Origin of the sequence: Sphingomonas sp. (assembly GCF_031361285.1) — a bacterium.
In the GTDB taxonomy this organism is placed as follows: domain Bacteria; phylum Pseudomonadota; class Alphaproteobacteria; order Sphingomonadales; family Sphingomonadaceae; genus Sphingomicrobium.
The window spans coordinates 1-2,269 of the sequence record NZ_JANMCO010000019.1 but is presented as its reverse complement, the minus strand read 5'-3'; the positions used below and the strand labels follow the sequence as shown (position 1 = coordinate 2,269).

Sequence of the window (2,269 nt, the reverse complement as noted above, 5' to 3'; positions counted from 1 at the left end):
CTCGGGCGCACCGACACCGGCGTACCGCCGTCGATGGCGCCGTTCCGCAGCCCGCAGCGGCCACCCGCCCCCGCAACTCCGCCGGGACCGGGCGGCGGCTCCGCGCAGCGCCAACCGATCGGCCTGGAAAAGGATTATGGCCATGAGCTTTAAGCTGCTTGCCGTCGCGCCGCTGGCGGCGCTGCTCCTCGCCGGGTGCGACACCATCAACCAGAACAACATCTCGCCCGACCCGGGGTTTGGCGAAACGACCAAATATAATGCCGCGGTCCAGGTGATCGATCCGGACCCGGTGTATTCGGCGCAAGATTCGCATCCCGGCGACCGCGGCGACAAGGGCGCGGCCGCGGTCAAGCGCTACCGGACCGACGCGGTCAAGGCCCCTGAGAAACAGGCCACAACGTCAGGTCCAGGATAGAGCAGCCATGCTTGAGCGCGCTTCACGCCTGATCGCCGATCGGAGCGGCGCGGTTGCCGCCACGGTTGGATTATCCCTGTTCGCACTGGTCGCGGTCGGTGGGATCGCGTTCGATTACGCGCGGCTGGCGAGCCTGGACAGCGAATTGCAGGACGGCGCAGACCAGGCGGCGCTGGCCGGGGCAAGCCAGCTTGATCAGGTCACAGGGTCGAGGGCGCGGGCGACTGCTGCCGCCCAGGCCCTGCTGACCAACCGCACCCTGATGGCCAACGACAAGAACGCGAGCGATACGGCCATTACCATTCCGACGGTCGTGTTTTACGCAACCAAGGCCGATGCCGAGGCGAATACCAACCCCGTCTCGAGCGACCTAACCGCGAAATTTATTCGTGTTGTGGTCGCGGCGCGCAAAGCTTTTTACGCACTGACGCCGGTCGTCAGCGCTTTCAATTCAGGCGACATCAGCGCCGAAGCCGTCGCCGGCCTGGGGACAGCGATTTGTAAGTCCCCGCCGGTGATGATCTGCAACCCCGCCGAAACGGGCGGCAATACAAGCTTCGACGCTAGCACCTACATTGGTAAGGGCCTCAAACTCGTATCGGTCGGAAACGGCAGCGGAGCCTGGGTGCCGGGTAATTTCGGTTACCTAGACAGTGGAGGCGGCTCCAGCGGCGCAAATGGTTTAAAAGAGGCCCTAGGCTGGACGACGCCACCCGGTAATTGCATCGGGGGCAGTGGTGTCAACACCAAACCGGGTGCGAACGTGTCCGTAACAGACGCGTTGAATACGCGCTTCGACATCTACGACAGCAATCAAGCCTGCCAATCGGGAGGAAGCTGCCCAGCGTCAATTAACAGCGTCAAAGATGTAGTCCGCAGTGCGAATGCCAACGGCGGTAACAAATGCAGAATGCACAACCAGGGCTGGGGCGAAGTCGCAGGGACGAACTACTACGCCCTGGTGACATCGGCTACAGTTGCTCTTCCAACGGCGACAGTCCCTGCAGCGATGGGCCATCCGCGCGATATGTGCCACGCCGTCAGTGTTAACGGCTCCTGCATGGGAGTGCAGATCGGGACCGGCACGTGGGACCGGGATGCGTATTTTCGCACGAATTATCGGCGTGCCGTCGCCGGTACCGGCGGGGCCGCCGGAACTCGGTGGAGCGCGGCGGATTGGCAGTCCAATACGGGATTGTCGCCATCGGTCGCAATTACCGCATCGAATTATGCCAGCCGCTACCGTGTTTACAATTGGGAGATAGCCCATCGCGATCAGGTGATCGATGGAGTGACCATCCTTGGGCCTAATCCTGCCGGGGCAAGCGGCGCCACCAAAGTAGCATACGGCAAACCCGTGTGCAGCCCGGTCGAAGGCTCTCCTGTCTACGGCCCCGGGTTCGTGCCAGGCGGCACTACGCCAGATCGCCGCCGGATCTCAGCTGCAGTGATCAATTGCACTGCCAACAACGTGCACGGCAATTCGACCAATGTCCCGGTTGAGAAATGGATCGAGCTGTTCCTTGTCGAACCTTCGCTCAATCGCACGTCCGGCAAAACCAACGCTGGCGACGTCTATGTCGAGGTGATCGGTGAAACAACGCTGGGCGCCGGCGCGACTGCCGGTCAGGTCATCCGGCGCGACGTTCCATATCTCGTCAAATGACGCGAACATTCGCCTTCGTTCGCAACCAATGCGGAGCCGCGGCGGCCGAAATGGCGCTCGTGCTCCCTTTGCTCCTGACCATCATGTTCGGCGCAATGGAAGTCGGCAATTATTTCCTCAACGAGCACATTCTGGTCAAGGCCGTGCGCGATGGCGCGCGTTACGCCGCGCGCCAGAATTTCACC

At 62.3% G+C, this 2,269-nt stretch carries 3 protein-coding genes; all 3 read left to right on the top strand.

The features are described from left to right. Positions 1–142: 142 nt before the first annotated feature. The gene (locus tag RMO25_RS02375) at positions 143–418 is read left to right on the top strand and encodes a hypothetical protein (RefSeq protein WP_309661005.1); all 276 of its coding nucleotides are present in this window, start codon (positions 143–145) and stop codon (positions 416–418) included. A 7-nt stretch (positions 419–425) separates the two neighbouring features. After that, positions 426–2,084 carry a Tad domain-containing protein gene (locus RMO25_RS02370; RefSeq protein ID WP_309661004.1) on the top strand — a complete coding sequence of 553 codons (1,659 nt, stop codon included), beginning with the start codon at positions 426–428 and terminating at the stop codon, positions 2,082–2,084. Then, positions 2,081–2,269, top strand: a 189-nt coding sequence (locus RMO25_RS02365) for a pilus assembly protein (protein ID WP_309661003.1), incomplete at its 3' end; no start/stop codon positions are given. The genes RMO25_RS02370 and RMO25_RS02365, both read left to right, overlap by 4 nt.